Below are 23,806 nucleotides of genomic sequence, written 5' to 3' on the forward strand. Positions count from 1 at the left end.
GGAGTCCCACCGTGGTTTCGCCGTCGCCAACCCCCGAGCTGCTTGTCGAACACTCGGACTACATCCTGACCATCACGCTCAACCGCCCCGACCGCCTCAACGCGATCAGCGGTCCGATGCTCAGTGCGCTTTCAAAGACACTCCAGGAAGCCAACATCGACCGCGACGTCCGCTGTGTCATCCTGACCGGCGCCGGACGCGGCTTTTGCGCAGGCCTCGACCTGAAGGACCAGATGTCGGGCGGCGACGGCTCGCTCCAGCCTGGCCGCGGCGGATATCAGCTGTTCGACCTCCATAATTCGCCGCCTATCGTCATCAACCGCATGGACAAGCCGATGATCTGCGCCCTCAACGGCGCCGCCGCGGGCTACGGTATGGACCTCGCCCTCGGCTGCGACATCCGCATCGCCAGCGAGCACGCCAAGATGGGAGCCGTCTTCGCGAAGCGCGGCGTGCTGCCCGAGAGCGGCGGGTGCTGGTACCTGCCGCGCCTGCTTGGGTGGGCCCGCGCCGCGGAGGTCGCCTTCCTCGGCGATGTCCTCGATGCCCAGCGTTCGCTCGAGCTTGGGCTGGTCAACAAGGTCGTACCCCATGACCAGCTCATGACCGAAGCCCGGGCATGGGCGACCAAGATCGCGAACAACGCGCCGCTGAGCGTCCAGGCCACCAAGCGCATGATGCGGCTCGGGATGGAGGAGACGTTCGAAGCGGCTGTCGACCACATCTATCTCCAGCTGCTGCCGCTCTTCCAGAGCGAGGACTTCAAGGAGGGCCTGGCTGCCTTTGCCGAGCGCCGGGAGCCGGTCTTCAAGGGCCGGTAGGCGCCTCGGTCCGGCCCTGTCCGCCCACTGAGGCAAGCAGCCGCGCGATATCGCCGCGGGAACGAAGCCGCAGGAAGCGTTTTCTTGCGGCTTCGGCTTCTCGTGCTGCCTGTTCAAATAGCTCCCGACACTGGGCGCGGCGCGATATGTTGTACCGGATGAGCGACAGGTTGGGGTCCCAGAAGGCGAGTTGCCGCCAGAAGTTCTCCCGGCAGACGCCCCAGAGCAGCTCGTTCGAGCGCCATCGGCGCCAGGAGCGGCGCAGCACCCGCCAGGAGGTCGTCGCCACCCCAACATCCAGCCAGAGAATCGTGTCGGCCAACGGCCAGGTGATGTGAACGGTCTGTCGGAGGTAGTTGCCTGCGCTCACCCAGCCGTCGCCGCTATGTGCACCGCGAAGAAGGGCACAGAACTCTTCGTCGGTCGGCCGCGTCCAGTTCTCCCGCCAGTAGAGCGCGTCCAGTTCGATGAAGGGCAGACCGAGCCGGTCGGCCAGTATAGCCCCGAGCGTCGATTTCCCGGAGCAGCTCGGACCAACGACGACGATCCGGCTGCCGAGGCGCCCGGCCGCAGGTGTCCCGTCCGTCACTTGAGTTGCTGCCGCAGCGATTCCGGCAGGTCAGCCGGCAGTTCGCTCACGGGCAGGGTCGCCGGGGCGATGGTGATGTCGAAGAGGTCGCCCCAGGCGGCTTCGTAGTAGTCCCCCGGTCCTTCATCGTCGGCTTCCCAGGCAAGGACGACCTGCGGTAGCCCTTCAGGAGCGTTCACCCACAGCTCGGCAAGCACCCTGGCCTGCCGCGGATGCCGGAACGTTTTGCGCCGCTCGAACGCTTCGAGCCCCTGCAGGACGTTCGTGCCCGGCTTGAAACGGAAGAACGCAACGTACAGTGCCATCGGCGGAGATTATAGCCGCCCGGCGGCCCCAACCCGGGCCCTCTGGTAGACTTCCCCCGGGCCGGCCGCAGAAGCGGCGCGAACCGGGGTGAAGCATGTATCGACGCATCCTCTCGGGCATCGTCGCCCAGGGAAAGACGCGGGAATTCCTCGACGCCATGCGCGTCGCGACCGACTTCCAGGTCGAGCGCGGCATCCGGGCGCGGACGGCAGTCTGGGGGTCAATGACAGGACGCAATAACGGCGTTCTCATCGCTGCCGATTTCAACACGCTTGAGGACCTTGAGCGCTGGACTGACATGGCCACTGAAGATGCCCGGTTCGCACAGGTCCGGCGTGGCGTGCGCCAGCACATGGTCTACGACGACGTGAAGGTCTCGATCCACCGGCTGGCCTACCACTCTGAAGGCCTGATGACCTCGGAAGAGGCGACAGCCCCTCGGAAGTTCATGCGGGTGCTCACCGGCGAAGTCAAGCCGGGCCAGCACCGGGACTTCGTGTTGTCGGTCTCCCAGGCGCTCGACTACCAGAAGCAGCGCGGGATTGATGCGACCACGAGTGTCTGGAGCGCGATGACCGGCCACACGAGCGGCGTTGCCATCGTGGCGGAGTTCGACTCGCTCGCCGAGCTGGAAAAATTTGATGAGATGGCTGTGACCGATGCCGAGTTTGCCCGCCTCCGTGCGGCCACTCGAGCCTCGATGGTGTTCCTGACCACCGAAACTCACCTGATGCGGCGGCTGATGTAGGAGAGCCGTTCACCTACAGGCCCAAGGGGGTGCTGAAAAACGAGAGAGGGGAGCCCATGGGCTTCCCTCTCTTCTCGTCCGTTCCGGGATGGCTGTCCTAGCAGCAGGCGCGCGGCTGGCCGCTGCCGTCCGCCGTCTGGAAGCTCGAACCGCATGCGCAGCTCTTGACGGCGTTCGGGTTGTAGATGCTGAAGCCGCTCTTCATGATGTCATCAACATAATCAATCTCGGCGCCCTCGAGGTAGCGGGCGCTCTCCGGGTCTACCAGGATGCGGACGCCGTACTGCTCGATGACGATGTCATCCTCCTCGGACGACCGTGCAAGCGCCATGCCGTACTGGTAGCCGGAGCAGCCGCCGCCGGCGACAAAGACGCGCAGCGCGCCATTCGGCAGCTCCCGGGCTTCGAGGAGCGCGCGGGCCTTCTCAGCTGCCCGCTCCGTGATGTTGACGAGCGCGACCGACGCGCCGGGTTCCACAGACATCGCACATCCTCCTGCGTGGTGGCAGACGCGGGGCTCTGGTCCCACCCGCTGCACTATGAAGATGATAGCCATTTCACAGGGGCGCGTCCACGCAGTTCGCTTTTTTTGCGCCACGACGCTGCCCGCCGCACACTGCACGCGTGGACGCCGCTGTTGCGCGTGCCCTGGGCGAACTGGGGTTGAGCCCGCGCCACCGCGGCCTCCTTGCCGTGCTCGGCGCGGCCGTCCTGTGGAGCACCGGAGGGCTCTTTATCAAGTGGGTCACGCTCGATGCACTCGGGGTCACCATGTGGCGCTCCGGATTCGCCGCCCTCACCATCATCGCACTTGTCCGTCCGCGGCCGGTATGGCCGCGGCAGGTGAGCCGGCTCACGTGGGCGATCGCCGTAACGTACGCGCTCACCCTGGTCATGTTCGTGGCTGCGACGAAGCTCACGACGGCCGCAAATGCCATCTTCCTCCAGTACACGGCTCCGGTGTACCTGCTGTTCGCTGGCCCGCTCTTGCTCCGTGAGCGGGTCACCCGGCTCGACGTCGCAGCCGTCGTCATCGCATTCGGAGGCATGAGTCTCTTCTTCGTCGGCAGGTTCGAAGGCGATGCCCTCGGCGGCAATCTCCTTGCTGCAGCCTCCGGGGTCACGCTGGCGGCGATGTTCATGCTCCTCCGTGCGCCGGGGTGTACGCAGGAGACGCGCCCTCTCGCGATGCTGCTGGGCAACCTCCTGCTGGTTGCGGCCCTGGTGCCCGTTAACCTCGTCCGCGGCGGCACTGCGCAGTTCGCCCCGAGTCCGGGCGATCTGGCCGGGCTGGCCTTCCTTGGCGTCGTCCAGATCGGCCTCGCTTACCTGCTGTTTGGGTACGCCATGCGGACCGTCCCCGCCCTCGAGGCGTCGCTTATCGGGATGCTGGAGCCGGTCCTGAACCCCGTCTGGGTGTTTCTCGTCCTTGGCGAAACTCCCGGGTGGTGGGCGGTGCTCGGCGGCGCGATCATCATCGGGGCAGTGACGTTCCGCACCTGGGTCACCGAACGCGCTGCCCGCCTGCCGGGCCCCGAAGGCCCCGGGATGCCCCGCTGACCATGCTGACTGTGCCCGAGATCATCGCCGAGCTCGAAGCGATGCACGGCCAACGGGAATGGCACTGGTGGCCGGAAAAGCCGCCGTTCGAGGTCTGCGTGGGCGCCATCCTCGTCCAGAACACGGCCTGGACGAATGTTGAACGGGCGCTCGAGCAGCTGCGAGCCGCGGGCGCCCTTGACCCGGAACGCATGGCGGCCCTTAGCGATGCCGAACTGCAGTCACTTATTCGGCCCAGCGGCCAGTACCGGCAGAAGGCCCGCAAGCTCCGGGCCTTCCTCGCGACCTGTGCAGGGGCAGGCGGGCTCGACCGGCTGCTCGCCCTGCCCGCGGGCGAGCTCCGCTCGCGCCTGCTGCAAACCTGGGGCATCGGACCGGAGACGGCCGACTGCATCGTGTGCTACGCCGCCCGGCAACCGACGCTGGTCGTGGATGCGTACACGGCCCGCCTCTTTCGGCGGCTCGGCATGGGGCCGACGGCCGAAGGGTACGGTGCCTGGCAGGATTGGCTCGTTTCTTCACTTTCGGTGGCGACGGACGAGGGGTCGGCCGAATGGTACGCCAGGGTGCACGCGCTTATTGTTCTCCACGCCAAGCACCTCTGCCGAAAGCGGAACCCCCGGTGCGGCGAGTGCCTGTTGCGACGGGCCTGCTCTGTCCCCAAAACATAACGGCCCCCGGGTGTGACCGGAGGCCGCACGATGCTAACAGGACAATCTGCTTAAAACAGGTTGGGGGTGTTGCGGTTGCTGGAGTCGCCGGTCTGCTGCTGGCTCGAGGCAGGCGGCTGGGCGGCGACGGGAGGGGGTGGGGGAGGCGCCTGCGTGACCTGCTGGTAGGTCGGCTGCTGCGGCTGCTTCTGCGCCTCAGCATCCTCGTCCTTGACGGCACGGCGGAACTCCTTGATCGACGTGCCGAGCTCGCGCCCGAGCCCGGAGATCTTCCCGACACCGAAGATGAGGACGATGACGAGGGCAATGATGATGAGCTCCGGGGCTCCGAGGGAACCGAACATACCTTCCTTCTTCCTGCGGGTCACCTTGGCTGGCCCGCTGCCTTGATGCTACCACGCCGCCACGGTCTGGCGAATGCCCTGGTGCTTACCCTAACCGTTCAACGAATACGTCCATCACACCGCCGCAGATCTTGTCGTCACCGTCGGTGGGTTCGGTGAGGTCCACCACGACACTCCGCGGGCGCCCATCCTCAAGGGCGGCCATCGCCTCCTGCCAGACCTCCGCTTCGCCGCAGCCGCCGCCGATGGTGCCGAAAAAACTGCCGTCAGCCCGGATGAGCATCTTGGCGCCGGGCTTGCGGGGGGTTGAGCCGCGGGCACGGGTAACGGTTGCCAGGGCGACGGGCTCGCCGGCGGAAAGGGCACGCTGGAGCTCCCGGTAGATGGCTGCGTCCACGAGGTGATCGTGCGCTTTTGCGGGGTGCGCCGCAAGCGGCACCGGCATCACGGGGTCGTGCGGGTAAACCCCAGGGCGGGAGGGCGATGCCATATCGGCAGCCGCGGGCGGACCTGAATCGCCATTGCCCGAAGTTGATTAAGACAATCTCGTATAGACTCGAGGGGCGCTCTTTCACGCCCCGTCCACCCGGACGAATTCCTCCAGCGAAAGGCGTTCGCGCCTGAATCCGCGGCGGAAGCCCCGCCAGCAACCTGGAGGAGAGTCCATGATTGTTCGCAGTTTGAGGAGTCCGCGCCGGCTGCTTGCCGCAGCGGTCTTCTCCATCGTCGCCGTTTCGGCTCTCGGCTTCGCGGCGACGAATACCGTCCCCGCAACGAACGCCGGCGACGGTTCGAACACGGTTTCCGGGTACACCATCAGCAATGTGCATTACAACCTGGACCCGGCGAACCCGGCCACGGCGAACTCGGTTACGTTCGACATTTCGCCAGCCGTTCCGGCCACCGGCACCGCCGCCGTGTCCTTTGACGGCGGCACCACCTGGTCCTCGAGCTGCACGACCGGCTCGACCATCACCTGCACGTTCTCGACGGCGCAGCCGATCGGCGCCGCCTTCACCAGCCTGCGAGTGGTCGCTGCGCAGTAGCGACGCGCAAACCCCGGCGCGGTCACGCCGGGAAGACGACGGCGTGAGCCCGGGGGCACACGCCCCCGGGCCCATGGGCCCCGGGAGGACATATGGCTCGCCTGCTGATCTTCGTACCGCGGCACCTCGCCCTGGCCGCGGGACTGGCCGTAGTTGTAGCTGCGTCCTACGGCTTTGCCGCCGCAAACACGGTCCCGGCAACCCGAGCCGGTGACGGTGCTGCAGCCGTGAGCGGCTATACGGTGACCAACGTCCACTACAACCTCAACGCTTCGAACCCGCAGCAGCTCGCGTCCGTCACCTTCACGATTTCCCCCGCGGTACCGCCGACGGGTACCGTCCGCGTCTCGACCGACGGGGGCGCGACCTGGGGCGCAGCCTGCACCACGGGCTCGAGCATCACCTGCACGACCTCGGCCACGGTGGCGTCGGTCACTGGCCTGCGCGTCGTGGCGGCGCAGTAGGGTGCGCGAGGGCGGCGCGGTGATCCGGGGAGCAGTGGGCAACCTTGCGGGCCTCCCGTGCGATGGTGCGCGAAGCCGGGGTGTTATCGCAGCAGTCGCGGTCGCCCTCCTGGTCGTCGCGGTCGGCTGCGCATGGGTCCTGTTTGCCCCGCCCCAGCTTGGCGGCCAGGCGTCGTACGTGATTGTGAACGGAAACTCGATGGAGCCCGGCATGCACCGAGGCGACCTGGCCATCGTCCGCCCGGCCGACAGGTACGTTCCCGGCGATGTTGTCACCTATCGTCACCCGGATGTCGGTCACGTCATCCACCGCATCATCGAAGAGAAGGATGGGCGGTTCATCCTGAAGGGCGACCATAACGACTTCGAGGATTCGTACCGGCCAACCGCCAACGACATTGTCGGGAAACTCTGGCTGCACATTCCCGGCGCCGGGAGTCTCCTCTGGCACCTCAGGTCGCCGCTGTGGGCAGGCCTGGTGCTCTTCATCGCCTTCGCCGGCGTGTTTGCGGGCGCCGGCGCGTCGCGCGCTGCAGCTCCTGTCCGCCCCGGCCGGCAACGCACAAACGGAGGTGCTCCAATGACCCCGATCTACCGGAACTGGCAGGACACGCTTGCCTTGCTCCTCGCGCTTGCCATCGGGTTCGCAGCGCTCGCATGGGTAGCCTTCGCACGGCCAGGGCACCGCGAAGTAACAGCCGAGTTCTCGTACAGCCAGCGCGGCCAGTTTTCGTATGAAGCCGCCGCGGTCGACGCCAGGCTGTACGACGCCGGGAAAGCTACGACCGGTGAGCCGGTCTATCTCCGCCTGAGCGATACGGTCGCCTTCACCTTCACGTACGAGTTCATCTCCCCGTCGCCGGCGCAGCTCACCGGAACCTACCAGCTGGTGGCCGAACTGGGAGACATCAGCGGCTGGAAGCGCACCATCCCGATCGGGGAACCTGGTTCGTTTGCAGGCACCGCGTTCCGGACGGACGGCATCCTTCGCCTGGCCGACCTGCAGGAGCAGATTGCGACGCTCGAAGTGCAAACCGGCGTCCGCAACGACCGCTACACCGTGACGATTCGCCCGAAGGTGCAGGTCGAAGGTGACCTGAGCGGGACGCCCTTCACGGCCGACTTCCCCGAAGCGGCGCTTCCAATGGCGCTCGACCGCACCCAGCTGCGCCTCGACACCGCGAAGCCTGATGCTGCGATCGCCCCGGCTGCGACGGGCACCGTCGTGAACCGGCAGCGTGTCGGCAATGCCGTCCGCATCCTCTTCGTCAGCGTCCCCGTTGTCGCGGCGCGCCTTGTCGGCGTAGCCGGAGCTGCGGTGATGGTGGCCTGCGCGGGTGCGCTCTTCATTGCGGTCGCTCGCAGGGGCTGGTCGGAAGCCTCCGACGCCCATGCCTTGGATGCCGTTCCGGTTCGGGTCACCGGCCCGGTTGCCCCCAGCGACGTTCCGGTAGTGGATGTCGCCTCCATGGAAGACCTCGAACGGCTTGCTGCCAGGACGGGCGGTATCATCCTGCGGGAGGCCCGGCCCGGGCAGCACGTCTGCTACGTCCGGGACGGCGGCGTGGTCTACCGGTTCGCCTTCGACCCCGGGGAATACGGTACGGAGCGCGCCGCATGATGGGCCGGCTCCTGCAGTTAGGTGCCGCAGCAGCAGGTGCGATCACGCTGGCGGCGGCGTTTTCGGCCTCCGCCGCCACCAACACGGTGCCCTCAACCAACATCGGCATCTCGGACGTGGCGCTAACGATAGCTCAACTCACTCCGCCAGAGTGTGCCCACCTGACCCTCACAGCCATCGTTTACAGTGGCACCGGCGGCGCTGGCAATGACCTCGTGCTCGGCGGCGGGAGTACGCCCTCCACACTGTCCGGGCGAGGCGGAAACGATTGCATCGTCGGCGGTGCCAACAATGCCACGCTCCGTGGGCAGGGCGGAAATGACGTGCTCATCGGGGGGCCCCGCTCCTCGGTCAACCTCCAGGGCGGTCCAGGCAACGACATCTGTTACCGTGGCCTTGCGACAACTGCGTTCCCGACGGGCTGCGAGACCTACATCCCGTAGCCACGCCCGCTACAGCGCCCGGGGGTAGCTCCCGAACACCTTGAACTCTGCACAGAGCGGCCGGATGCGGTCGAGCACCTCGCGGACCGCGGGGTCCTTCTGGTGTCCTTCAAAGTCGATCAGGAACACGTACTCGCCGAAAGTGGCCTTTGTCGGGCGGCTCTCGATCTTCGTGCAGTTGATGTTCGCTGCGGCGAACGCGTTCAGGACGCTCGCAAGCGCGCCGGGCCGGTCCTCAGGGAACGTGAAGGCGATCGACGTGCGGTCCCGGCCCGTTGGTGGGGGCAGGCCCCGGCCCAGGACGAGGAACCGTGTGACATTGTTTTCGGAGTCCTGGATGTCGCGGGCGAGCACTTCAGCGCTGAAGAGCTGGGCAGCGCGCTCGGTCGCGATTGCCGCCGCGTCGCCATCGCGCCGGAGGGCGAGTTCAACAGCTTCCGTAGTGGACAGCGCTGCTTCGGCCTGGGCGCGTGGGAAGCAGCGCTCGAGAAATCGTCGGCACTGGCCCAGCGCCTGGGGGTGGGAGTATATGACGCGGACGTCGGCAGGGCGTGTACCTGGCTTGGCCACCAGGTAGTGGCGCACCGGGACGACCAGTTCCGCCTGGATCTGGAGGTCGGTTTCGTGAATGAGGATGTCGAGCGTCTCCTGTACGGAGCCGTTAATCAGGTTTTCGATGGCGACGACGCCGAGGTCGGCCATTCCCGACTCCACGGCCGCGGCGACTGCTGCGTGTGAAGGGAAGGGCATCAGCTCGGCCGTCGGGTCGTACTGCATCGCGGCCAGCTCGCCGAACGTGCCCGGCGGACCCAGGTAGGCGATACGCGTCATCCGCTTTGCCCCCTACGTGTCCAGGCCATGCGTCGAACCGACGAGCTGCTCGCGGAGCATATCGAGGCTGTCCTTGGGCGCTACCACCACCAGCGCGTCGCCGGCGTGCAGGCGGGTGTCGCCGCTGGGCATCCGCGGCACGCCGCCGGGGTCCACGACCAGCGAAATGAGCGACTCGGCCGGCAGCAGGATTTCGCGGACCGACCGGCCGACCACCGGCGAGGTTTCGGGGAGCTTCACCTCAATGAGCTCGAGCCCGGAGTGCAGCTGCAGCAGCGGGATCATCGACTGGGTCGGGAGTTCCTGCTCGATCTGAGCGAGCACGGCCTGGGTCGCCGAGATGGTCGTCTCGATGCCGCGCTTCCGAAAAATCAGCTCATTGCGGGGGTTGTTGATCCGGGCGATGGTCCGCTTGACGCCCCGGTAGCGGGCGATATCGCACATCACCAGGTTGTCCTCGTCGTCGCCGGTGACCGCCGCAACGAGGTCTGCACGGGCGATGCCGGCGGTATCCAGCGTGGTGGCCTCGCAAGCGTCGCCGAGGAGGATGTTGCCGGCGAGTTCCTCCCGGATATTGGAGACCCGCGCCGGGTCGCGTTCGATCACGAGGACCTCGTGCCCCTGCTGGATGAGCTCCTGCGCGAGGTGAAAACCGACTTTGCCGCCGCCGCCGATGATGATGTACACGGCCTACCTCCGGGTTGGCTCGTTGAGAAGCATATCGACCATAATCTGCGCCCCGTAGCTGGTCGGGCTGAAGGTTTCGAGCCCGAGGTCGCGGAAGATCCCCTCGCGCACCGGGTCGTAGACCCTGCAGAGGACCCGCCTGACGCCGTAAATCTCGCGGGCAACCTGGCTGGCGAAATAGTTTCGATTGTCCCCCTGCGTCACTGCGAAAAAGGCGTCTGCGTTCTCAATACCGGCGCGTTCCAATGTTTTCTGGTCCATCCCGTTCCCCACGATACGCCGGCCCCCGAAACCTTCGGGCAGGCGGCGGAATGCGGTCTCGGTGATGTCGATGATGGTGACGGCGTGCCCCTGCCGCTCGAGCATCGAAGCGATGCGTGCGCCGAGTCGGCCGCACCCCATGATGACCACGTTCATGGTCCCTCGTGACCCCCTCGGGAGATGTCTCGCATTGGCCGCCGGATGAGCCAGACTTCGCAGGGCGCATGCCGGAGCAAGAACTCCGCTGTCGGCCCGATGGCGAACGGCCGGTCTTCGCCCTGGAAAGGCGGAAGCCCCAGAACAATGACGTCGATGTGGTGTGTACGTGCTTCTTCGAGGATCGCCGGACCCGCTTCCCGGGCCTGGACGACCGCCGTGCGGACGTTGCTGCAGCCGGCATCGGCCGCAGCGAGGCGCGCCCGCTCGATCACCTGTTGTGCCCGCCGGCTCTCGTGCTCGAGTTCGATATTGAGCGGCAGCGACCTTCCAACCTCGATCACGTGGAGAAGATGGAGCGTTCCCCTCCGCGGTTTCGCGACGGCGCCGGCCACGTGGACCGCTTCGAGGCTCACACGATCCAGGCTCACAGGGACGAGAAATCGCTGCCAGCTGTCCACCGGAGTCACTCCTGCCCGGTCCCGGGCGTCAGCGGTCGTCCTGCGCGAACCATAACCGCACCGCCCCGTTGAGAATGAGGACGACCCCGATGGCCATCCCGATATTCCACTCTACTGCCTGCGTGAGGAGGAAGAGGATCAGCACAACGCCGAGAACAATGGAGATGACCGAGAAAATGAGATTCGCTGTGCGCATGGCTCGTGACGGGGCAGCCTCTCCGCCCATGCTACGCCCGGGCCCGGAAAGGGGGAATGTCGCCGCTACGCAAGCCTGAGCAGCGGCTGCCCCTGTTCGACCCGCTCACCTGCGCTGACCAGCACTTCGGCGACGGTGCCGGCCACCTCGGCCTCGATCGGCAGTTCCATCTTCATGGATTCGACAACGAATAGCTCCCGTCCGGGTTCAATGTGGTCGCCCGGGCGGGTAAGCACCTCCTTAATCGTTCCGGTCATCGGTGAGTGCAGCTCGTTCGGCACCTGGTGAATTCCTCCGCGGGGCTTGCGCCGGCATCCTACTGTGCGCGCCGGCACCGCGCGACCGGGCGCAGGCGGAGGAACGGCGCAGGGGCCGCTCCCGGCCCCTGAAGGCGGAAGCGGCCCCTGGCTGAAGTTGGAGGACGTCTATCGGGGCCGTTGCGGGCTGCGGGTGGACCCCAGCGCGCATGATCGCGCCCATTCGCCGGGCGGTTCGTGCAGTGCAGCCCGGAGGCGCACCGCCTACCCGACCTGGCTGGCCGCCCGTACCGGAGCCGTGACTCACAGCCGGGCTGTCGTCGCCGTCCGGGGCGTCAGCCCCGGGGGCGCTGGCGCGGCGGCTCCCGACCACCCCGCCTCCAACTGGCGGGAACTGTATCGCCGGGAGCGCCGGGGACCAAGCAACTTATGACGTCTGACCCAACCCTTGACAAACTCTTGATATCCGGAACTTCCGACTGCGGCCGTTGAATGGCAACTCGACAGAATTTCCCGTGCAGGCGCCTAAATTTACCGTCGACTAGACAAACTCGAGGGGTCGTTCGGCACTGAAAGGAGTGAGCTCTTCCTTGATGTCGAAGCGGACCTGCTTCCAGGTGAACTTCACGGCCTTCTCGCCCTTCTCCGGGAGCGGCTCGACGATCGCCTCGAACATGCCCTGGTTGGTGACCTCCTTCGGCTGCGAAAGCAGCTGCATGAAGCCTTCGGCGGCTTCGTGGGTCTCGAGCATGCGGGGCTGCCACCGTCCGAAGACCTTCGGATTCTCCGCGTATTCGTTCGTCATCCCCGTGCGCACGAAGGGATAGAGGACCGAGAATGCAGAGACCAGCTCCGCGCTGCGGCCAAGGTTCACCTGCAGCACCTTCGGGAGCTGGAGCACGGCCCAGTTGGCGATGGCGTAGCCGGGGACGCTGACGCCCGGGTCGATGGCCTGTCGCGAGGAGATGTACACGAACTCGATCGGCTCGTTGGCATACACGGCCTCCCCGGACCAGAGGTGGGTCATCGCCATGAAGCCATCGATCTTCGTGTCGAGCACGAGGCGGGTCTCGGTGAGGTTGTTGATGAACGCCTGGCGAACCCGGGCGCGCCGCATTGCCATCGATTCCCCCTCGATCTCACGGAGCGAGCGGCCGAACGAGTAGCCCTTCTCGGTGAGCCCCGAGTTGCAGATGACGAGATTGGGGATGCCGCCCATTTTCTCAATGACATAACTTCGACTCGCCCACAGGTCCCCCATGTTCGTGACGTCGGCCTGCAGCGGGAACGCATTGACGCCCTGGCTGCGCAGGTATTCAACCAGGTCGAGGCCGTCGTCATAGGACGAGTGGAAGTGGACGGCGACGCTCTCGGCTCCGTTCAGGCCGGCGGCCAGGGCGAACGACTGGCCCAGGCCGCCATCCTTACCGGCGCCGGAGATGAGGACGCGCTTGCCCTTCACCCCGGCCGAGAACTCAGGGGGAAAACGAAACTTGTCTGGGTTGACGGTGAATGCCATGTGCGAACTCCGAAGGTATTGGTCCGCATTATGGCAGAGGGCCGGCCTATAGCGCAGTCGTGGCCGGAATTACCGAACCCCGGCGCGAGGTCGAATCAGCCCGCGCCGTGCGGCCTCCTCGATAATCTGCACCACGTTGGTAGCCGCCCCTTTTCGGATGCTGTCCGTGACGGTCCAGAACGTGATCCCGCCCGGGGTGGAGTGATCAGGCCGGAGACGCCCGACCAGCACCCGGTCCGTCCCGGCGACATCCATCGGCGTGGGGTATCGCTCAGCGGCCGGGTCATCCATCAGCTCGATACCAGGTGCAGCCGCCATCAGCCCCCGCGCCTCTGCCGCCGAAATCGGCCGTTCGAACTCGGCCCAGACGCTCATCGCGTGCCCGAAGAACGTCGGAATGCGCACACACGTGGCGCTCACCCGCACCTCCGGGGCATGGAGGATCTTGCGCGTCTCGTTCGCCATCTTCAGCTCTTCCTTCGTGTAGCCGTCGTCGGCGAACAGGTCGATCTGCGGGACGGCGTTGAAGGCGATTTCTCGCTTCTGCGTGCCGCTCGGCTCGTGCCGCCCCGCGAGGGCGGCTTCGGTCTCCCTGCGGAGACCCTCAATTGCAGCAGCACCGGCGCCCGCGACGGCCTGGTAGGTGCTGACGATGACGCGCTTCAGCGGATTAACCCGGTGGATAGGGTTCAGCGCGAGGACCATGGGGGTGGTGGTGCAGTTCGGCTGACTGACAATCCCGCGGTGCCACTCGAGGTCCTCCGGGTTGATCTCCGGGATCACGAGCGGCACGTTTGGGTCCATCCGGAACGCGCTCGAGTCATCGATCACGAAGCTCCCGTTGGCAGCGGCGATCGGTGCGTACTGTTTCGATGCTGCACCGGATGCCGAGAGGAAGACGATGTGGTCCTCAGGGCCGAAGCTTTCGGCGGTCGTCTCCTCGACGACGATCTCGCGCCCGCGGAACTGGACAACCTTACCGGCCGAGCGGGCCGTGGCCAGCAGGCGGAGTCGCCCGACGGGCAACTGCCGCTCGTCGAGAATCTTGAGGAATTCTTGGCCAACGATGCCGCTCGCGCCGACGACGGTGATGTTATAGGCCTCCATCGAGAGCTCCGGGGGCTGAGTCTATCCTGCCATGGTAGGTGCTCCCACCGAACCGGTGAACCCGCGACCGCCCGGCTTCCGCGCCGGTACACTTCCCCCACCCTTCCGCGGAGTGCAGCCATGGAGTTCGAGGACCTCCTCTACCGGGTGGATGGGCCGATCGCCTGGATCACCTTCAATCGCCCCCAGTACCGCAATGCCCAGTCCTGGCGCTTGCTCGACGAGTACGACCGCGCCATGGACCTCGCGGTGGCCGACCCCGCAGTTCGCGTCATCATCACGCGGGGCGCCGGCGGCAACTTCTCGAGCGGGCACGACCTCGGAACGCCCGAGCAGGCCGCTGATCGTGCCGCGCGCGGCATCGCGGACGCCGGTATCGAGTTTTATGAGAACTTCCGGCACTACAACCTCGACCTGCTTGTGAAGTGGCGGAATGCCCCGAAGCCCACGATCGCTATGGTCGAGGGCTACTGCATCTTCGCCGGCTGGATGATGGCGGCCTGCGTCGACCTTGTCTTCGCAGCGCGCAACGCCCTGTTCCTGCCGGCCATGCTCGAGTACTTTTCCCTTCCCTACGACGTTGGGGTCCGCAAAGCGAAGGAGCTGATGTTCGAGAGCCGGTTCCTGACGGCTGAGGAGGCGATGCAGCTCGGGTTCGTCAACCGCGTCTACGATCCGGATGACCTTGAACGCGAAACAACCGGGTATGCCCTGCGTGTTGCGGAGAACAACCCGGTGGTAGTTCGTCTCTCGAAGGCGGCCGCGAACCGGGCGCAGGACATGATGGGCTACTCCGCCTTCCTCGACGCCGGGCTCTCCGATTACCTCGTGATGATGGCAAACCGCGGCGAGGCGCGGACCCGCGGAGGCCGGCGGCTCGGCGGGGTCGAACTCGCCCTTCGAGGGCTGCGGGGCGAACGTCCGGGGCTCACGCCGCGTGCGGGCGGCGAAGCCGCGCCGTAAGGCGGCCAACGACCTCCTCAAACTCTGGGACGCCCAGTGTTCTCGCCGCCGCTGCATAGGCGAGCGCGCCGACGACAGTGCCCGCGACGGAACTCACGGCGGCATTTACCCATGTGTCGTACCGGAGAACGGTTGAGACGACGGCGAGGGCTGCGCCCATCAGGGCTCCGGCCAGGGCGATGCGTGCGATGCCCGCCAGCTCCGGCCACGGGCCCCAACCAGTGCGGCGGACAAAGAGCGCATACAGCGCCAGCCACTCGACCCACGACGCCGCTCCAACAGCGAACGCAAGGCCGCGGACGCCGAACGGATCCCACAGCAGCGCGCCGAGCGCAAGGTTGACGGCAACCGCGAGCACGGCGAGGGCGACCGGCGTCCGGGTATCACCGAGGGCGTAGAAGCCGCGGCTGTGAATCTCGATACCGGCCTGGGGAACGATACCCAGGCAGTACCAGCCCAGCGCTGCGGCTGTCATCAGCGAGTCGCTGCGGGTGAAAGCTCCTCGCTCAAGGAGGGTGACCACTGCCGGTTCGCGCAGCAAGGCCAGGCCGAGGGCAGCAGGGACGGTGAGGAACATAATCAGGCGCAACACGCGCGAGACCGTTTCGTTCAACGCATCGAGTTCGTCACGGGCTACCTGGCCGGCAAGCCGCGGGAACACCGCCGTCGAGAGCGCCATGCCGAAGAGCGCGAGCGGCAATCCTGCAAGAAGCCATGCGTAGGTCATGTTGGAGATGGCGGAGGCGCCGACTTTCGATGCGAAGAACCCCGTCACCACGAAGTTGAGCTGGGCGGCGGCCAGCCCCACCACTCTTGGCGCCATGAGCCGGCCCACTTCCCGGACAGCCGGGTCGGCCCACCCCAGGGTCGGCCGGTAGCGGAATCCCTCGCGAATGACCCCCGGGACCTGCACCCCGAGGTGCATCCCCGCGCCGAGGACAACGCCGAATGCAAGGCCATTGACGCCCCAGCGGTCGGCGAGGACGACCGCGCCGAAGATGATGCCGAGGTTGTACAGCATCGGTGCGAGCGCAGGCAGGAAGAACCGCTCGCGCCCGTTCAGCATGCCCGTCAGCATCCCGCTCGCAGCGAAGAGCAGGGTCGATGCGAGCATGATGCGGGTCAGCTCTACCGCCCGTCCGGTGAGCTTCTCCGACCGCCCGAGGTCGTCGCCCAGCCCCGGGGCGATGGCAGGCACGAGGACGGGTGCGAGCATGAACGCCGCCAGGCACAGTGCGGCCGTTGCGAGCACGACGAGATTGAGCACGCGGCTGGCCAGCAGCCAGGCTGCCGGCGGGCCTTCCCGCTCGAACTTCCTGGCGAACACGGGGATGAAGGCGCTGCCGAGTGTCGCCCCGGCCAGTACCTGGAAGATGAGGTCCGGAATGCGGAACGCGACGTTGTAGGCATCGAGTTCCGGCGAGGCGCCGAACGCGTTGGCGATGACGATGGTCCGAACGACGCCCAGCAGCCGCGACCCCACGAAGCCGAACGCCACAATGGCCGCGGCGAGGGCGAGCCCGCCCCCGAGGGCCGCACGCGGGGACCCGGTGGCTCCGGGTGCTTCAGACATGGGCGCATGCTACGGCGGGCGGACGCAATGGGCGTTCAGCCCTCCTGGAAAGCGATGGTCGCAATCTCCCACGGACGAAGGTCGAGCTGCCAGCGGCCGTCTCGTCCATTCAGCTCTGTTGGGTTCCGTTCGAGCAGGTCGACCCGTGCCGCCTGCCACCCCGCGAGGGCTGGCGCCTCCAGGGTCACGGGTCCTGCCGCCGGCCCGCCGTAGACCCGGACGATGGGCTGGCCGGTCTCCTCGCTGCGGTGGGCTGCGCTGAGCGTTGCATCGCCAGAGATGCCGACAAGCGGGAGGTATGGCGGCAGGGGTCCCTCATGGCCGTTGGTGGCCCAGCCGATGGAGGGAAATGCCCAGGCGCGGGCGAGCCGGTCAATACCCGCGGTGTGCCATCCGCCTGTGTACGGGGCAATTGCGAACGCAAAGGAGTGCCGCCCGGGGCACTGGCTGTCGAACGTAGCAACCGTTGGGCCGGCGCCGCCCCTCCGGGTCCGGAGGTCCGGCCGCGACAACCAACCCACGCACCGCAAGAGGGTCAGGGCGAGGGCTTTCCTGCCGTTCCACTTGACGAATTCTCCCTCCGGCTGGCCGCGGTTGAACACCGCCACACCGAGCCCGCTCCCCTCGGCGGCAGCGAACGTTTTCTGGGGAAAGGTGGTAGGCGGCAATTCCGCGCTCACGCCGTTCCAAGGCGCCGGCGCGAGGCCGCGAACGGCGACGTGGAAGTGGTTGTCGGTGACCGCGTACTCCGGCTCGAACGGCAAAGGGACCAGCGCACGCAGGCGGTGGTCTCGAGCCCGGTTCTCGACCGTGAGCCGGAGCTCCACCAGGGGCAGGCCGTGCCAGAGGCGGACCGCAACGTCAATTGGCTGGAGGACCCGCTCCCGGCGCGAACGCCGCTTCCGTCCCCGGCCCAGCCGCGCTGGCAGGTCGAACGTGAGCGTGTAGCGGAGCTCCTGCCAGGCAGGGGTGCTGATAGTTCCCGCGAGCGTTACCGCTGCCGGCTCCTCAACGGCGTCGTCGAGGATGTCCGCGTTGTATTCATCTCCCCGGTCCCCCTCGGAAACAACGATGCACGCCGGGTCGAGCACCATGTCGGTTTCGCGGTCGTGCACCGCCAGGCGCGCGCCGTACAGGCGGAGGTCGAACCGGTCGTTCCGGAGCCGCCGGGCCGAGGGCGTTCTGCGCGGCCGGGGAATCGCCGAATTGACGGGAACCGCCAGCTCCAGCCCTGCCGCCGCAGCGGATGGGAGGACTGCAGAAAGTCGCGCGCGCGGGCTCGTGCGAACGATCACCTCGGCGGTGTCGGCCAGCCCTTCGCCCGCAATCCGGCGAACCGCCTCGCGCACCTCCGCCTCATCAACGACGGTGATGTCCGGCCCGACGGTCGTTGTCACGCGCAGGTGGCGGGCATCGAGCTCCCACGCCATGGCTTCGATCGCGTGGACGTCGTACCGCTGCTCGCGGAGGAAGTCCAGGTGGCGCAGAGCCCCGCGCGGGCTTACCTGCTCATGCAAAAGGACGTCTCCGCCGCCGGCGGGTTCGAGCGCGAAGGGCACCTCGGTGCCGCCGGGGAGGCGCAGGGCATCGAACTGGGCCCACGCCGCAGGGACGTCCGCCTCGATGATGCACGGGGCGCCCGCGACCGGCCGCCATACGCCGAGGCCGCCCTGCGGCGGGACCTCGATTCGGCGCAGGAGGTGCCCGGCAGCCTCGCGGGCGACCTCCACCGCGAGCTGCTCCGCCCGGTCGTACCGGGGCAGCATCTCGCGGTGGACCTGGTCCACACTGCAGCCGCAAATCGAGTCGTGGGGCGTGTTTTCGAGCTCCAGCCGCCACGCGTGCCGCAATGCAGGACTGCCGTCGGGACCCCCATGGAGCCGGGCGAGCAGCTCGAGCGGTTCGGCATACCGCTCGAGGGCGCGCGTCACCTCGAAATCGCGCTGCTTCAAGTACATTCGTGAGGAGAGCACACCGACCAGGACATTCGAACGGTCGGGCGAGCGAAGTTCGCCGCGAAGCACCACGGCGTCGATCCCGGCGTCGAGCACGGCACGCTCATAATCGGCGAGGGTCGCCAGGACGAAACGGTAGCCGCGGCCCTCCGCAGCGGCCAGCACCTCCGGGACGTGCGGCTCCATCCGGGAATGGTCGGTGCCGTTCATCAGGAGGGCTGGCAGCCCCTCGCGGAGGTCGCGCTCCTGCCGCCGAACCCGCTCGAGAAAGTCGTCGACCTGTTCAGGCAGCCGCCAGCCGCTGGAGTAGCTGTTACGGAGGTACAGAACCGGGATGCGAGTTCCATCCGGTGCTTCCCACCAGAAGCTCCACCCCGGCACGCTATCGGGCACCCCCCGCCAGAGGCAGGCGCTGGTGAGGCCGAGCTGCCGCATGATCTGCGGCATCTGGGCGATATGTCCAAACTGGTCTGCACAGTGGCCGACGCGGAGACAGCCGCCCATCCGCTCAGCGAAGCGGATGCCGCGCTGGAAGCTGCGGATATGCGACTCGGCTGAGGGGAGAAACTCATCCGGCTGGACCCACCACGGGCCGATGACGATGCGGCCAGCCTCGATAAGTGCGCGCAACCGCCCCTCGTTCTCGGGTCGCAGCTCAAGGTAGTCGGCGATGACGATGCTTTGGCCGTCGAGGTTGAAGCAGCGGAACGCGGGGTCCCGCTCCATGTGGTCGATAAGCTCGTCGACCATCTGGACCAGTCGCCAGCGAAAGAGCTCGTGAGGCTGATACCACTCCCGGTCCCAGTGGGTATGCGGGACGACGTAGACGGTGCGTTCCATGGCGAGCCTCCCTCGACCCCGTTCCGGCGATTGTACGGGGCAGGGCATTGCTGCTTGCACCTGCACGTGCGGCAGTGTTCCATCAGCCAGTGCCAACCTTCACCTGCGACGCGCTCGAATTCGCATACGAGAACGCCGGCGACCCGGAGCTGCCGGCGGTGGTCCTCCTGCATGGCTTCACAAGCGACCTGCGGATGTGGCACCCCGTCGCCGAAGAGCTTGCGCGGCACTACTTCGTCGTCATGCCGGACCTTCGCGGCCACGGGCGGAGCGCCGCTCCCGAGGACCCGGGGGCCTACACGGCGGATGCCCTGGCGGGGGACGTGCTCGCCCTACTCGACCACCTCGAGCTCGAGGTTTGTGCCCTCGCCGGCTGCAGCTTTGGCGGGATGATCGCCCTCCAGGTCGCGGTTACCTGGCCTGGGCGGCTCGCCGCGCTGGCCGTGAGCGATGCGGGAGCGGCATACGCCCATCCACGCTACGACGAGCGGTACTGGCAGCGAGAACGAGCGATCGACGACTCGACCGAAATTGTTCGGAAGTTTGGAACCGCCGAACTGGGGCGGCGCGCCGCACTCAACGTGTCGGACCCATTCCTTGCCCGGGGGCTCCGCGAGCGGTATGCCCGCCTTTCGGCCGATGGCTGGCTGGGGTGCGCCCGCGTCCGCAAGGAGCGTCCCGACCTCCTTCCCGTGCTGCGGAGCAGGCTGACCATGCCGGTGATGATTGCGTACGGCGAGGACGACCCGGTTCGCTGCGCCGCAGAGGTGATGGCCGATGAGCTGCCTGCCGCGCGCGTGGTGATGGTCCGCGGCGCCGGGCACGGGCTGCCGGCCGTCGCCCCGCACACCTACGCCAGGGAACTGCTGCGCTTCCTCCAGGATGTCGAGGAGGGGCGCGACGTGGCGGCCCGCCGAACGGCCGGCTGAACGGCCGGAAATCCCGGGAATTTCGAGGCGGCGAGCGAGATGGTAGAGTGACGCAGGACGCGACCGGCCCCTAGCGCGTACCTGCTTTCGGAGTCCAATCCATGGGACGTTCCAGTGTCACAGCCGAGCGGCGCCGCCAGATTATCGACGCAACCGTTCGGGTGATGGGGGAGAAGGGGTGGCAGGAGGCCTCGATTGACGAAATCAGCAAGGCTGCCGGCGTCAGCCGCGGGCTGGTTTCCTACCACTTCGGCGACAAAGCGGCCCTCCTTGCTGGCGTCCTCGAGCGCTGCCGCGAAGTGTTTGTCGATACGGTCGCCGTCTCAATCGGACCCGGGCTCGACCCGGTATATCGCCTGCGGATGGTGACCCGGACCGCCATCCTGATGGCGCGGAAGGAATCGCTTACCTACGACGTTTTTCTGCACTTCACCGCCAGTGCCCGGACCGAACGGGCCCTTGGCGACCGCCTCCGCGAGCTTTACCGGGACTTCCGCCGCGGTATTGCCAACGCCATCCGCGATGGCCAGAGAATCGGCGCGTTCCGGCTCGATATCGACCCCGAGGCCGCGGCAGCTCACCACATCGGCACAGTTATCGGCATCGCCTTCCAGTGGCTGCTCGACCCCAACGGGTTCGACCTCGACCTTGCCGCGCGGAACGCAGAGGACGCCCTGGTCTCCCACCTCACTCGCCGGTTCCCACAGTTCGCGGAAGCCGACGGCTGACGGTCCGGCTGCCCGCTACTTCAGAGCGATGGCATTGGGCGGAGACCCGATGCCGCCCGTTTTGTTGAGCGGCGCCGAGACCAGGAACGCTTCGTAACGCCCATCGGCGGCGCAATCGGCTGCCAGCCGCGAGAGGTCCCACAGCTCCCCGATGGCCATCCCGAACATCCCGAGGAGCCGCTCGTGGAGGAAGCCGCCGTGTTCCCGCCGCGGCGGCCACGCTTCGACCGAGGGAAGGTCGCTGGCGATTGCGCAGATGTGCAGGTTCCACAGGTACCGGGCCATCGCCTCGCCCGCCGCGATACCGGGAGCCCGGAAGGTGGCCATGTTGGCCAGGGCTGCCCGGCCGCGCTCGTCGAGTCCCTCATACCATTCGGTCCACCCGGTCCGGAGCAGGAGCACATCGCCGGTTTCGAATGTGACGCCCTGGGCAGCCCGGCACGCTTCCAGGTCGTCCACCGTGAAGCGCCGGTCACTGGCGAAGTCGATCGCGTCGCCGCGGGCGGCGAAGAACCGTCCGATGTCGAGGAGAACGGCGCGGCCAGCAATCCCCCGGCGGGCCCAGTGGTCGATGCCGCCCTTCGAGCCCGGGCGGCCGGTGACCTCCTCCTTGCGGATGCCGTTGTAGAACCCGTACTGGGAGTTCCCGACATGAACCAGCGTGTCCCACTGGCTGCTTGCCTGGGGATAGAAGTTGTCGAGGACGTCGTCGTGGTGGATGGCGCCGCCGAAGATGGTCTGGCGGACCGCTCCACGGTTGAAGAGCGGCGGGTTCGGGAGTTCCATGTTCCAGTTCAGCGGGAACATAACCCCGCGCTGGACCAGCCGGGCCGCGCGCGCGATGCGTTCCGGCGTCTGGAGGTTGAAGAGCCCGACCTGGTCATCTTTGCCGAAGAGCCACCAGGCCGACTTCGGCGGCGCGCCTTCGACCGCCGGGAGCTGGTCAAATGTCGGAAGTGTATCGTCGTCTGCCATAGCCGCGGATTGTACGCGCCGCAGTCGTTGCGGCGACCTCATCGGTTGAGCAGGTAGCGGGCAAGCGCCTCGGCCGCATCGGATTGCCCGGCGAAAATGAGGGTAACCTCATTGCCCTGGGGTTCGAGCTGGACCACGGTGACGCTATCACGCCGATCGGCCGTCAGCATCCCCGGCCGTTGGGTTAGGCGGTCTGCGCGCCGTTCGAGGAGCTCGCGGTGCCGGGACGCGAACTCGCCTGCTTCCTTCGCGTCCTGGAAGCGGATGCGCCACGCCATCGCGGGCCGTCCGTCAGCCGTCCGGTACAACTGGATGGTATCCGCCGCCCAGCCTGCAGCAGCCTGGAAGGATGGCAGGGCGGGCAGCGCCGACTGGAGGTAGCTGGCAAGGAGGAACTCGCCGAGGGAGTCCGAATCGTTCGCCTGCCAGCCTTCAGCCGGTGCCCCCGGCGGGATCGCCGCGCCTGACGGAGTCCAGCCGGTCCGGGGGAGGTCCGGGTGGAGCACGAGGGCGGTTGCGAGGGGTGACGCATCACGAAGCAGGCGATCCACGGCAGCAGGCCCGCTCCCCCGGAGCAGTGCGACCCATTCGGTTCCGTTCACGTACTGGAAGTTCACCTCGCGGGCGATGGCGGGCGGCGGAGCTGCGGATGCTGCGGGGGGCTGTAGCGCCGCTGCCGAGGCCAGGCGGGGCAGGAGCACCGTGGCCGTCCACCGTGACTCCGTCCAGGTAGCGTCACCTTCGAGGAGCGCCCGCAGGGCGAGCCAGGCGTCGGTCGTCCGGGCGGTTCGCTCCAGGGCCGGGATGTCGAAATGGTAGTCCTGGATCGCGTGGGCGAATTCGTGCGCAAGGAGGCGCTGCTCCCACGGCTCGAGCTCCGCCGGCGAACCGGGCAGGGGTCCGTTGCGAACGAGCCAGACCTCGCGTTTGCCGGGCACGTAGAAGGCGCCGACGGCGTCGTCGAGCCCGGAACGGGAGGCCGCGGCGTAGTCGATGCCCTCGGGCAGCAGGCCGAGCAGCCGGTAGACGGTCGTCAGCCGGTCCATGCGTGCCGCATCCCGGGTGATCTCGCCGCCGAGGATGTCGGCGAGCCGGTCGCGCGAGACAACACCGATACGCAGGGTCGAGGGCGGGGCAAGCCCCCGTTCCGCCGCAACCTGCGCCAGCATCTCCGCATAGGCCGGGGGGAGCGGCACAGCTGCAGGCCCGCCTTCGCCGCTGCCGCGATCGCAGGCGGGAACAGCAACGAGGACGGCAGCGAAGGCCACAAGCGAAAACCAGCGCAGCATCCGGGGCCAACCTTGCCCGAATCGTCGCACGTTGGCTATCCTCGATGAAACGGCGCATTCGTCTAGTGGCCTAGGACACCGCCCTCTCAAGGCGGAGATCGCGGGTTCGAATCCCGCATGCGCTACCACGACAGTATCGCGGGGCCCGGCGTCAAAACCGGGCCCCGCGCGCTTACGATCGCCCCGTGCAGCTGTTCCCGGAGGCCCGCAATGCGTTTCGCCGATGATGCGACGATCGAGGCCTACCGCGAGGCGTGGTCGGCCTGGCAGAAGCAGCTCGACCACCTCCACCGCGTCTTCCTCGACGGCGAGCCCATCCGTCCGGACCAGCTGAAAGGACTCCTTGGCCGCGAGGCGCGGGCGAAAGAGCGCTGGGAGGCGGCCCGCCGGAAACTGCTCGGCCTGGATTCACCGCTCGCTGAGCCCGGCGGCAAGCCAGCAGAGGGTGGAAACCCGTTCAAGTGAT

The 23,806-nt window shown here is 67.3% G+C and carries 28 protein-coding genes, 1 tRNA gene and 1 pseudogene; 13 read left to right on the top strand and 17 right to left on the bottom strand.

What is annotated here, in order from left to right; translation table 11 throughout:
* The first annotated feature begins 11 nt into the window (after positions 1-11).
* Positions 12-821: an enoyl-CoA hydratase/isomerase family protein gene (locus tag A9A59_RS08830; protein ID WP_098503922.1), complete on the top strand. Its 810-nt coding sequence runs from the start codon at positions 12-14 to the stop codon at positions 819-821.
* Here A9A59_RS08830 and A9A59_RS08835 read toward each other — a convergent pair.
* Together A9A59_RS08835 and A9A59_RS08840 are read right to left on the bottom strand one after the other, a co-directional pair.
* The gene (locus tag A9A59_RS08835; RefSeq protein ID WP_098503923.1) at positions 808-1,410 is read right to left on the bottom strand and encodes a P-loop NTPase family protein; all 603 of its coding nucleotides are present in this window, start codon (positions 1,408-1,410) and stop codon (positions 808-810) included. The genes A9A59_RS08830 and A9A59_RS08835 overlap by 14 nt on opposite strands.
* Positions 1,407-1,715: a hypothetical protein gene (locus A9A59_RS08840; RefSeq protein ID WP_098503924.1), complete on the bottom strand. Its 309-nt coding sequence runs from the start codon at positions 1,713-1,715 to the stop codon at positions 1,407-1,409. Before A9A59_RS08840 ends, A9A59_RS08835 begins: the two co-directional genes overlap by 4 nt.
* 95 nt (positions 1,716-1,810) lie before the next feature.
* Here A9A59_RS08840 and A9A59_RS08845 point away from each other — a divergent pair, with 95 nt between their 5' ends.
* On the top strand, positions 1,811-2,464 hold the full coding sequence (locus A9A59_RS08845) for a hypothetical protein (protein ID WP_098503925.1): 654 nt from the start codon (positions 1,811-1,813) through the stop codon (positions 2,462-2,464).
* Between the two features lie 97 nt (positions 2,465-2,561).
* On the opposite strand, the gene erpA is transcribed toward A9A59_RS08845, so the two are convergent.
* Positions 2,562-2,948 (bottom strand): iron-sulfur cluster insertion protein ErpA, encoded by a 387-nt coding sequence (erpA, locus tag A9A59_RS08850; protein ID WP_098503926.1) that lies wholly within the window; start codon positions 2,946-2,948, stop codon positions 2,562-2,564.
* A gap of 140 nt (positions 2,949-3,088) precedes the next feature.
* Here erpA and A9A59_RS08855 point away from each other — a divergent pair, with 140 nt between their 5' ends.
* Positions 3,089-4,024, top strand: a complete 936-nt coding sequence (locus tag A9A59_RS08855) for a DMT family transporter (RefSeq protein ID WP_098503927.1) — start codon at positions 3,089-3,091, stop codon at positions 4,022-4,024.
* Positions 4,025-4,026: 2 nt separating this feature from the next.
* Positions 4,027-4,695 (top strand): endonuclease III domain-containing protein, encoded by a 669-nt coding sequence (locus tag A9A59_RS08860; RefSeq protein WP_098503928.1) that lies wholly within the window; start codon positions 4,027-4,029, stop codon positions 4,693-4,695.
* Positions 4,696-4,895: 200 nt separating this feature from the next.
* Here the strand turns inward: A9A59_RS08860 and tatA are convergent.
* Positions 4,896-5,039, bottom strand: a pseudogene (gene tatA, locus A9A59_RS14505) (twin-arginine translocase TatA/TatE family subunit); the annotation flags it as partial.
* Between the two features lie 85 nt (positions 5,040-5,124).
* Complete coding sequence (locus A9A59_RS08870) at positions 5,125-5,436, bottom strand: XdhC family protein (RefSeq protein ID WP_278286850.1); 312 nt, start codon at positions 5,434-5,436, stop codon at positions 5,125-5,127.
* Positions 5,437-5,704: 268 nt separating this feature from the next.
* Here A9A59_RS08870 and A9A59_RS08875 point away from each other — a divergent pair, with 268 nt between their 5' ends.
* From A9A59_RS08875 to A9A59_RS13765, 4 genes are all read left to right on the top strand, one after another.
* Positions 5,705-6,085 (top strand): hypothetical protein, encoded by a 381-nt coding sequence (locus A9A59_RS08875; RefSeq protein WP_133117577.1) that lies wholly within the window; start codon positions 5,705-5,707, stop codon positions 6,083-6,085.
* A 92-nt stretch (positions 6,086-6,177) separates the two neighbouring features.
* Positions 6,178-6,549, top strand: coding sequence for a hypothetical protein (locus tag A9A59_RS08880; RefSeq protein WP_098503931.1), 372 nt, complete (start codon positions 6,178-6,180; stop codon positions 6,547-6,549).
* A gap of 34 nt (positions 6,550-6,583) precedes the next feature.
* Positions 6,584-8,170: a signal peptidase I gene (locus tag A9A59_RS08885; RefSeq protein ID WP_165772612.1), complete on the top strand. Its 1,587-nt coding sequence runs from the start codon at positions 6,584-6,586 to the stop codon at positions 8,168-8,170.
* A complete protein-coding gene (locus A9A59_RS13765; protein ID WP_133117578.1) occupies positions 8,167-8,613 on the top strand; it encodes a calcium-binding protein in 447 nt (148 codons plus the stop codon). The genes A9A59_RS08885 and A9A59_RS13765 overlap by 4 nt, the downstream gene beginning before the upstream one ends.
* Positions 8,614-8,622: 9 nt before the next feature.
* On the opposite strand, the gene pheA is transcribed toward A9A59_RS13765, so the two are convergent.
* The 8 genes from pheA to A9A59_RS08920 form a co-directional block, all read right to left on the bottom strand.
* The gene (gene pheA, locus A9A59_RS08890; protein ID WP_098503933.1) at positions 8,623-9,444 is read right to left on the bottom strand and encodes a prephenate dehydratase; all 822 of its coding nucleotides are present in this window, start codon (positions 9,442-9,444) and stop codon (positions 8,623-8,625) included.
* A 12-nt stretch (positions 9,445-9,456) separates the two neighbouring features.
* Positions 9,457-10,131, bottom strand: coding sequence for a potassium channel family protein (locus A9A59_RS08895; protein ID WP_098503934.1), 675 nt, complete (start codon positions 10,129-10,131; stop codon positions 9,457-9,459).
* A 3-nt stretch (positions 10,132-10,134) separates the two neighbouring features.
* The gene (locus A9A59_RS08900; protein WP_098503935.1) at positions 10,135-10,548 is read right to left on the bottom strand and encodes a potassium channel family protein; all 414 of its coding nucleotides are present in this window, start codon (positions 10,546-10,548) and stop codon (positions 10,135-10,137) included.
* The gene (locus tag A9A59_RS08905; RefSeq protein ID WP_341454957.1) at positions 10,545-11,018 is read right to left on the bottom strand and encodes a universal stress protein; all 474 of its coding nucleotides are present in this window, start codon (positions 11,016-11,018) and stop codon (positions 10,545-10,547) included. The genes A9A59_RS08900 and A9A59_RS08905 overlap by 4 nt, the downstream gene beginning before the upstream one ends.
* 19 nt (positions 11,019-11,037) lie before the next feature.
* A complete protein-coding gene (locus A9A59_RS14115) occupies positions 11,038-11,205 on the bottom strand; it encodes a hypothetical protein (protein WP_165772614.1) in 168 nt (55 codons plus the stop codon).
* A gap of 65 nt (positions 11,206-11,270) precedes the next feature.
* Positions 11,271-11,486, bottom strand: coding sequence for an acyl-CoA carboxylase biotin carboxyl carrier protein subunit (locus A9A59_RS08910; RefSeq protein ID WP_278286852.1), 216 nt, complete (start codon positions 11,484-11,486; stop codon positions 11,271-11,273).
* A gap of 517 nt (positions 11,487-12,003) precedes the next feature.
* The gene (locus tag A9A59_RS08915) at positions 12,004-12,981 is read right to left on the bottom strand and encodes an SDR family NAD(P)-dependent oxidoreductase (protein ID WP_098503937.1); all 978 of its coding nucleotides are present in this window, start codon (positions 12,979-12,981) and stop codon (positions 12,004-12,006) included.
* A gap of 69 nt (positions 12,982-13,050) precedes the next feature.
* Positions 13,051-14,088 carry an aspartate-semialdehyde dehydrogenase gene (locus tag A9A59_RS08920; protein ID WP_098503938.1) on the bottom strand — a complete coding sequence of 346 codons (1,038 nt, stop codon included), beginning with the start codon at positions 14,086-14,088 and terminating at the stop codon, positions 13,051-13,053.
* Positions 14,089-14,208: 120 nt separating this feature from the next.
* Between A9A59_RS08920 and A9A59_RS08925 the strand changes: the two genes are divergently transcribed.
* Positions 14,209-15,051, top strand: a complete 843-nt coding sequence (locus A9A59_RS08925; protein ID WP_098503939.1) for an enoyl-CoA hydratase-related protein — start codon at positions 14,209-14,211, stop codon at positions 15,049-15,051.
* On the opposite strand, the gene murJ is transcribed toward A9A59_RS08925, so the two are convergent.
* Both murJ and A9A59_RS08935 read right to left on the bottom strand, forming a co-directional pair.
* Positions 15,017-16,624: a murein biosynthesis integral membrane protein MurJ gene (murJ, locus tag A9A59_RS08930; RefSeq protein WP_098503940.1), complete on the bottom strand. Its 1,608-nt coding sequence runs from the start codon at positions 16,622-16,624 to the stop codon at positions 15,017-15,019. The two genes, A9A59_RS08925 and murJ, sit on opposite strands and share 35 nt — an antisense overlap.
* 35 nt (positions 16,625-16,659) lie before the next feature.
* On the bottom strand, positions 16,660-19,419 hold the full coding sequence (locus A9A59_RS08935; RefSeq protein WP_165772615.1) for a glycoside hydrolase family 38 N-terminal domain-containing protein: 2,760 nt from the start codon (positions 19,417-19,419) through the stop codon (positions 16,660-16,662).
* An 89-nt stretch (positions 19,420-19,508) separates the two neighbouring features.
* On the opposite strand from A9A59_RS08935, the gene A9A59_RS08940 reads away from it, so the two are divergent.
* Positions 19,509-20,348: an alpha/beta fold hydrolase gene (locus tag A9A59_RS08940; protein ID WP_098503942.1), complete on the top strand. Its 840-nt coding sequence runs from the start codon at positions 19,509-19,511 to the stop codon at positions 20,346-20,348.
* Positions 20,349-20,449: 101 nt separating this feature from the next.
* A complete protein-coding gene (locus A9A59_RS08945) occupies positions 20,450-21,076 on the top strand; it encodes a TetR/AcrR family transcriptional regulator (protein WP_098503943.1) in 627 nt (208 codons plus the stop codon).
* Positions 21,077-21,091: 15 nt separating this feature from the next.
* Here A9A59_RS08945 and A9A59_RS08950 read toward each other — a convergent pair whose 3' ends face one another.
* Positions 21,092-22,051 carry a cyclase family protein gene (locus A9A59_RS08950; protein ID WP_165772616.1) on the bottom strand — a complete coding sequence of 320 codons (960 nt, stop codon included), beginning with the start codon at positions 22,049-22,051 and terminating at the stop codon, positions 21,092-21,094.
* A 38-nt stretch (positions 22,052-22,089) separates the two neighbouring features.
* Entirely contained in the window at positions 22,090-23,340 is a 1,251-nt protein-coding gene (locus tag A9A59_RS08955) for a hypothetical protein (RefSeq protein WP_098503945.1), read from the bottom strand.
* A gap of 51 nt (positions 23,341-23,391) precedes the next feature.
* Between A9A59_RS08955 and A9A59_RS08960 the strand changes: the two genes are divergently transcribed.
* Positions 23,392-23,468: transfer RNA gene (locus tag A9A59_RS08960), tRNA-Glu, on the top strand.
* 82 nt (positions 23,469-23,550) lie between these two features.
* Positions 23,551-23,805 carry a hypothetical protein gene (locus tag A9A59_RS08965; RefSeq protein ID WP_098503946.1) on the top strand — a complete coding sequence of 85 codons (255 nt, stop codon included), beginning with the start codon at positions 23,551-23,553 and terminating at the stop codon, positions 23,803-23,805.
* The last annotated feature ends 1 nt before the right edge of the window (position 23,806 follow it).

This window comes from Tepidiforma thermophila, from assembly GCF_002563855.1.
GTDB classification, from domain to species: domain Bacteria; phylum Chloroflexota; class Dehalococcoidia; order Tepidiformales; family Tepidiformaceae; genus Tepidiforma; species Tepidiforma thermophila.

Bases quoted from the DNA above. Each gene is read 5' to 3' on its own strand.
- A9A59_RS08840 (WP_098503924.1), bottom strand. From the start codon at position 1,715: ATGGCACTGTACGTTGCGTTCTTCCGTTTCAAGCCGGGCACGAACGTC.
- A9A59_RS08845 (WP_098503925.1), top strand. From the start codon at position 1,811: ATGTATCGACGCATCCTCTCGGGCATCGTCGCCCAGGGAAAGACGCGG.
- erpA (WP_098503926.1), bottom strand. From the start codon at position 2,948: ATGTCTGTGGAACCCGGCGCGTCGGTCGCGCTCGTCAACATCACGGAG.
- A9A59_RS08860 (WP_098503928.1), top strand. From the start codon at position 4,027: ATGCTGACTGTGCCCGAGATCATCGCCGAGCTCGAAGCGATGCACGGC.
- A9A59_RS08875 (WP_133117577.1), top strand. From the start codon at position 5,705: ATGATTGTTCGCAGTTTGAGGAGTCCGCGCCGGCTGCTTGCCGCAGCG.
- A9A59_RS08880 (WP_098503931.1), top strand. From the start codon at position 6,178: ATGGCTCGCCTGCTGATCTTCGTACCGCGGCACCTCGCCCTGGCCGCG.
- A9A59_RS13765 (WP_133117578.1), top strand. From the start codon at position 8,167: ATGATGGGCCGGCTCCTGCAGTTAGGTGCCGCAGCAGCAGGTGCGATC.
- pheA (WP_098503933.1), bottom strand. From the start codon at position 9,444: ATGACGCGTATCGCCTACCTGGGTCCGCCGGGCACGTTCGGCGAGCTG.
- A9A59_RS08900 (WP_098503935.1), bottom strand. From the start codon at position 10,548: ATGAACGTGGTCATCATGGGGTGCGGCCGACTCGGCGCACGCATCGCT.
- A9A59_RS14115 (WP_165772614.1), bottom strand. From the start codon at position 11,205: ATGCGCACAGCGAATCTCATTTTCTCGGTCATCTCCATTGTTCTCGGC.
- A9A59_RS08915 (WP_098503937.1), bottom strand. From the start codon at position 12,981: ATGGCATTCACCGTCAACCCAGACAAGTTTCGTTTTCCCCCTGAGTTC.
- A9A59_RS08920 (WP_098503938.1), bottom strand. From the start codon at position 14,088: ATGGAGGCCTATAACATCACCGTCGTCGGCGCGAGCGGCATCGTTGGC.
- A9A59_RS08925 (WP_098503939.1), top strand. From the start codon at position 14,209: ATGGAGTTCGAGGACCTCCTCTACCGGGTGGATGGGCCGATCGCCTGG.
- murJ (WP_098503940.1), bottom strand. From the start codon at position 16,624: ATGTCTGAAGCACCCGGAGCCACCGGGTCCCCGCGTGCGGCCCTCGGG.
- A9A59_RS08935 (WP_165772615.1), bottom strand. From the start codon at position 19,419: ATGGAACGCACCGTCTACGTCGTCCCGCATACCCACTGGGACCGGGAG.
- A9A59_RS08945 (WP_098503943.1), top strand. From the start codon at position 20,450: ATGGGACGTTCCAGTGTCACAGCCGAGCGGCGCCGCCAGATTATCGAC.
- A9A59_RS08950 (WP_165772616.1), bottom strand. From the start codon at position 22,051: ATGGCAGACGACGATACACTTCCGACATTTGACCAGCTCCCGGCGGTC.
- A9A59_RS08955 (WP_098503945.1), bottom strand. From the start codon at position 23,340: ATGCTGCGCTGGTTTTCGCTTGTGGCCTTCGCTGCCGTCCTCGTTGCT.
- A9A59_RS08965 (WP_098503946.1), top strand. From the start codon at position 23,551: ATGCGTTTCGCCGATGATGCGACGATCGAGGCCTACCGCGAGGCGTGG.